The organism is Accumulibacter sp. (assembly GCF_031732815.1).
In the GTDB taxonomy this organism is placed as follows: Bacteria; Pseudomonadota; Gammaproteobacteria; order Burkholderiales; family Rhodocyclaceae; genus Accumulibacter.
Map to the genome: position 1 here is coordinate 1 of NZ_JAVMKF010000131.1, position 5,045 is coordinate 5,045.

Genomic DNA, 5,045 nt, shown 5'->3' on the forward strand with positions numbered 1-5,045 from the left:
TCGGCGACGACGCTCGCGCTCGCACGTGCGCAGGGCTTTGCCTGCTATTGTCTGTCGGTCGACTACGGCCAGCGCCATCGCGCCGAACTGCAGGCGGCAGCGGCGCTGGCGACGGCGCTGGGCGCAGTCGAGCAGCGTGTCTTGCGCCTGCCACTGAGCGAATTTGGCGCCTCGGCGTTGACCGACGAAACGATCGCCGTGCCCGTCGATCAGGCAACGGCCGGAATTCCGATCACCTACGTGCCGGCGCGCAATACGCTGCTGCTCGCACTGGCGCTTGCCTGGGCCGAGGTGCTCGGCAGCCGTGACGTCTTCGTCGGCGTCAATGCGGTCGATTATTCGGGCTATCCCGATTGCCGACCGGCGTACATCGCCGCCTTTGAACAGATGGCCAATCTCGCTACGCGCGCTGCCGTCGAAGGTGCCAGGCTGCGCATTCACGCGCCGCTGATCGACTTGAGCAAAGCAGAGATCATCCAGCGCGGAATGGCGCTTGGCGTGGACTTCGCGCTCACCGTCTCGTGCTATCAGGCCGACGCGGCGGGTGGTGCCTGTGGCAGGTGCGACTCTTGCCGGCTGCGCCGTGCGGGTTTTGCCGCCGCCGGCGTGCCCGACCCGACACGCTATGCGGACTGAACAGCGACGCGAAAGGCCAGGCGGTCAAGCCGGGGAAGCGCGGTGAGCCGACGCTTCTCCGGTGCGTCAGGTGCTTGCGCCGCGTGCGTTTGATCGCGACGACCGTGATCGATACCATCGCCTTGCCCGAACGCATTCTCTGGCTCGCCTTCGGCCTCGGTAGTGTGTTTGGCGCCGTCGCCCAGCGCAGCCGCTTCTGCCCGATGGGCGCGATCGCCGATATCGTCAACATGCGCGACTGGCAGCGCATGCGCATGTGGCTGCTCGCCATCGCGGTCGCCGTTCTCGGTAGCGCGGCGCTGCACTCGAGCGGCCGGATTGATCTCGCCAGGTCGATCTACCGCAGCGCCGGTTTCCCGTGGCTGGCGCACGCCATCGGGGGTGCCTCGTTCGGTTTCGGCATGGTTCTCGCATCAGGCTGTGCGGCACGCACACTGGTGCGCATTGGCGGCGGCAGCCTCAAGGCGATGGTCGTCTTGCTGATCGTCGGCCTGTTCGCCGAAATGACGATGCGCGGCGCGCTGGCCGGCTTGCGCATCAATCTCAGCGAGCGCTGGTCGGCACCGTTTGCCGCCGGCCACGACCTGCCGGCTCTGCTCATCGCTCTGGGCCTGCCCGCGGACCTCGCGCTGGCCGGCTGCGCCTTGGCGATCGGCAGCGCGTTGCTCGCTTTCGTCTTCCTGCCGCGCCAGCGCCTGGCGCCGGGCAGCGCGCTGGCCGGACTGTGCGTCGGCCTGAGCGTCGTTGGCGGCTGGTACGTCAGCGGTGCTCTGGGCTACCTCGCCGAAGATCCGGAAACCTTGCAGGAGGCTTTTGTCGCGACCAACAGCGGGCGCATGGAATCGCTCAGTTTCGTTGCTCCCCAGGCGTACCTGCTCGAACTGCTGATGCTCTGGTCGGACAGCAACCGTCACCTGAGCTTCGCCGTCGCCAGCCTGCTCGGCGTGCTCGCCGGCAGCTTGCTGAGCGCCGTCGGCAGCGGCAGCTTCCGCTGGGAAGGCTTCCGCGATCTTGAAGACACGGCCAACCACATCGTTGGCGCTGCCTTCATGGGCTTTGGCGGCGTGCTTGGCCTGGGGTGCACGATAGGCCAGGGGATCAGCGGCGTGTCGACGCTGGCACTGGGTTCGTTCGTGACGCTGGCGGCGATCATCGGCGGTGCGCTGCTCGCGCTCCATTACCAGTATCGGCGGGCGCAGTCGGCGCGCTGAATTCGGCCCGGCAGCGAAGTCGCAGAGTCAAGCCTGAGCGCCGGACGAGCCCCCGGGCACACCGCTGCGACGCGCGATGAGCACCTTGTCGACCCGGTTCTTGTCCATGTCGACGACCTCGAAGCGCAGGCCAGCGTGCTCGAAGTGATCCGAGGCGAGCGGAATCCGGCCGAGCACGTACATGACGAAGCCACCCAAGGTGTGGAAGCTGGTTTCCGCTTCGCCCGGCAAGTCGCCATGGAGGGACAGGACACCCTTCAGGCGTTCGATCGTCGTGCTGCCATCAACCAGCCACGAGCCGTCCTCACGCACCACAATGTCCTGCTCCTCGGGTAGATCCGAGGTCGGTAGGTCGCCGACGATGGCACTCAGCACGTCGGAAAGCGTCACCAATCCGAGCAGGTCGCCGTACTCGTCAACCAGCAGGACACACTGCTGGCGGACACGCCGAAAGGTCTCCAGCAAATGCGTCGTCGTCACGCTGGCCGGCATGTACAGCGGTGGTTTAATGAAAGCTTCGATGTTCAGCGGGGCACCAAGCAAAGCCGGTCCAAGCAGATCGCTGGTGCGCAGCAGCCCGACGATCTGCTCGAGACCACCGCGGCAGACGACGATGCGGCGGTATGGGCTGTCGACCAGACGTTGGCGCAGCACATCGTCGCCATCGTCCAGGTCGACCAGATAGATGTCCTTGCGGTGGGTCATGATCGAACTGACCTGCTGATCGTCCAGCCGCAGCACATTCGAAACGATGGCCCGTTCGCTGGCATGGAAGACGCCGGCATCGGCCCCCTGCCCCATCAGCACGTCGATCTCCTCGTCGGTGACCGGTGGCTGCACCACCCGTCGTGCGCCGAGCAGCCGGAGCAGCAAGCTCGACGACGAAGAGAGAAGCCAGACAACCGGCCGCGCGAATCGGGCGAGCAATTCCATCGGCCGCGCGACGAGCGCTGCGATCCGCTCGGGGGCGAGCAGACCGATGCGCTTGGGTACCAGTTCGCCGATAACGACCGAGAAATACGTGACCATGACGACCACCAGGGTCATCGACAAGCCCGCTGCGTAAGGCGCCAGCCAAGGCCATCCGGCGAGGAATTCAGTCAGCGGAAGTGCCAGCGTAGCCTCGCCGATGGCGCCGCTGAGGATGCCGACGCTGGTGATTCCGACCTGTATCGTCGACAGGAAGGTCGAGGGCTCATCGTGCAAGGCCAGGGCCGAACGCGCCCCGGCGTGCCCGTCGTCGGCCAGCTTCTGCAAGCGCGGCGGGCGCGCCGAAACGACGGCGATCTCCGACATGGCAAGCACGCCGTTGAGGACGATCAGCATGCCGAGCAAGGCTAACTCCATTGGACACGCTCCTCGCCGTCAAGGTCGTCGTCGGCTGTGCGGGAACACCCCTTGGCGGTCAGGCGGATCCCGCCGCTTGATCCGCCAGCGCCGGTGTCGGCGCGCGCGCGGGACGCTTGCGGTGACTGGAACAAGCCGGCTTGAGGCTTGTCGGGAAGGGCTTGAGGTCGCATAGACGGGGTCCGCAGTGACGAGTTGAGCGCGAGTTGGGTAGCGCCATTATAGGGAGGGGCCGGCCAAAAGGCGCGCCTTGCTGTCCTTAATCAATCAACAGCATGGGGCGAATTGGTGAACGAAGTTCTTCGCTTTGTCCAGGCGCTGGGGGCGCCTTTTCGGCGAGCAAATCGGCCCGGTTTTCCGGCCTGTTTCGAAACGGCTTGACGAAATCCAGCAGAATCAATACACTGCAATTCGTCCTGCGATTTGCAGACCAAACGCAGCCAGCCGGCTGCCTTCTTGCCGCTCTGTTGGCGGGCTTTCTGACCGCTCAGAGTACTGGCCTCAGGGACAGTGTTCCCCACGCATTCGAGGCTTTGCACCCGCCTGTAACCGCCCATCGTCAAGCCGGTTTTTTTGGCCTGACGACCAAAGTGAAGGAGAGAGCATGTCCGTAGCGATTTCGCTCAGAAGTACCACGGCGCGCCGTTCTGACGCCACCTTGAGTTTCATACAACACAGCTTGCTCGTCGTTGGATTGATGAGCCTGCTGGGCGCCGTCAAGCCAATGCTTGACGACCGCACGCAGGCCGTCCCCGACGACGGACTGTTCATGGAAGCACCGATCGTCACCGATGGTCCGGCGAACGAAATCGCACGCGCACCTGAACCGCCGGCAGAAACGCTGTCACCGCGGCTGCAGCGCGCACTCGACTTCGTCTCGCGGCGCTACCGGGTCGCTCCCGAAGCGCTGATTCCGGTCTTTGAAGCCGCCCAGAAGGTTGGCCGCGAACGGCGCATCGATCCGCTGCTGATCGTTGCCATCATCGGGATCGAATCGCGCTTCAACCCGTTTGCGGAAAGCGCCGTAGGCGCCAAAGGCTTGATGCAGGTCATCCCGGGCTACCACCTGGACAAAATCCCGAAGGGCGCCGGCGAACAGCCGTTCCTCGACCCGGTGACCAACATTCAAGTGGGCGTGCACGTGCTGGAGGAAGCCATCCGCTGGCGCGGCAGCCTGATTGCCGGTCTGCAGCACTACGGCGGCGCGGCCGAAGACCCGGAGACCGAGTACGCGAACAAGGTCCTCGCCGAGAAACAGCGGCTCGAACAGGCGGTCAGACGGGGACCAGGCGGGCGCGCCTGAGCCTTGCCCGCAACGCGCTAGCCGGCGGCGACTTCGCTACCCGCCATCCGGCGGATGGCCTGGCGGGCGTCGGCCGAGAGAACGAGTTCGGAATGGGCGAGCGGCGTCAGCAGCCGCTCGTCGAAGTGCAGCAGACCGCCTTCGTCCTCTTGCAGAAAATCGGCTTCGACAAGATTCGTGATGAACGCCGCGAACGTCGCCTTCTCCGGGAAATCGGCCGTGTTGAACTGATCGAGCAGCGACAGGCGGCGCGCCAGCAGATGGCATTGATCTTCCAGCGCCTGGCGCGACAGCTTGCCCGGGCCGTGCCGCTCGAGCAGGGCCAGGGTGAGGAAATGGCGTTCGAGCAACGGCCGGATCGTCTCGCCAACCAGGCGCAGCTCGGCTGATTCCTGGCTGATCGGGTCGGCCGCTGCCAGTCGGCCGGAGACCTGCGAGCGGCGCAGCAGACCGCGTGCCAGGAAGACATCGACAATGGCTTCGCTCGCACCCGGCAGTTCGTCGTCGGTCCAGCGCAGAAAGAGTTCTGCCCGCATCAGCGTGCAGAT

At 65.4% G+C, this 5,045-nt stretch carries 4 protein-coding genes and 1 pseudogene; 3 read left to right on the forward strand and 2 right to left on the reverse strand.

The genetic code is table 11. The features are described 5' to 3' along the window. Together queC and RKP46_RS09300 are read left to right on the forward strand one after the other, a co-directional pair. Positions 1-636: 7-cyano-7-deazaguanine synthase QueC (queC, locus tag RKP46_RS09295; RefSeq protein WP_311106384.1), on the forward strand; the 636-nt coding region annotated here is incomplete at its 5' end. A 104-nt stretch (positions 637-740) separates the two neighbouring features. Then, a complete protein-coding gene (locus RKP46_RS09300; RefSeq protein ID WP_311106385.1) occupies positions 741-1,847 on the forward strand; it encodes a YeeE/YedE family protein in 1,107 nt (368 codons plus the stop codon). Between the two features lie 27 nt (positions 1,848-1,874). Here RKP46_RS09300 and RKP46_RS09305 read toward each other — a convergent pair whose 3' ends face one another. Further along, positions 1,875-3,194 (reverse strand): hemolysin family protein, encoded by a 1,320-nt coding sequence (locus RKP46_RS09305; RefSeq protein WP_311106386.1) that lies wholly within the window; start codon positions 3,192-3,194, stop codon positions 1,875-1,877. Positions 3,195-3,798: 604 nt separating this feature from the next. On the opposite strand from RKP46_RS09305, the gene RKP46_RS09310 reads away from it, so the two are divergent. Beyond that, positions 3,799-4,497 (forward strand): transglycosylase SLT domain-containing protein, encoded by a 699-nt coding sequence (locus RKP46_RS09310; RefSeq protein WP_311106387.1) that lies wholly within the window; start codon positions 3,799-3,801, stop codon positions 4,495-4,497. Between the two features lie 17 nt (positions 4,498-4,514). Here the strand turns inward: RKP46_RS09310 and RKP46_RS09315 are convergent. Further along, positions 4,515-5,045 (reverse strand): annotated as a pseudogene (locus RKP46_RS09315) (hypothetical protein); the annotation flags it as partial.

Excerpts from the sequence above, each read along its gene's own strand:
- RKP46_RS09305 (WP_311106386.1), bottom strand. The coding sequence starts at position 3,194 with ATGGAGTTAGCCTTGCTCGGCATGCTGATCGTCCTCAACGGCGTGCTT.
- RKP46_RS09310 (WP_311106387.1), top strand. The coding sequence starts at position 3,799 with ATGTCCGTAGCGATTTCGCTCAGAAGTACCACGGCGCGCCGTTCTGAC.